1 pseudogene is annotated in these 274 nt (G+C 63.9%); it reads left to right on the top strand.

The features are described from left to right. Positions 1-133: 133 nt before the first annotated feature. A pseudogene (locus tag SB754_RS20210) lies at positions 134-217 on the top strand (integrase core domain-containing protein); the annotation flags it as partial. Positions 218-274: the final 57 nt, after the last annotated feature.

The following is a 274-nucleotide window of genomic DNA, read 5'->3' as shown; positions in this document are numbered from 1 at the left end:
ATGGTGTGCAACGTCCTTGCGGGGGCGGCTATTCCACCCGGCCGGCCTGCACCGGGGTGAAGGGGTCAGGCTTGTTTCTTGAGGATGGCCGAAGCATGGGCCGTGAGGGAGTTGCCGCCCTCGGCCACATCCTCCATGGCTCGAGCACTACAACAATGAACGACACCACAGCGCACTCGGAGGCAAACCACCCATCAGCCGACTGCTACCAACCTGACGGCCGGGTACAACTAGGCGTGGATGCCGCCGCCAATTCGCCGCCGGGAAACAGTCG

This window comes from Leifsonia sp. SIMBA_070 (assembly GCF_046534635.1).
GTDB lineage: Bacteria > Actinomycetota > Actinomycetes > Actinomycetales > Microbacteriaceae > Leifsonia.
This window is presented reverse-complemented; position numbering and strand designations above follow the sequence as displayed.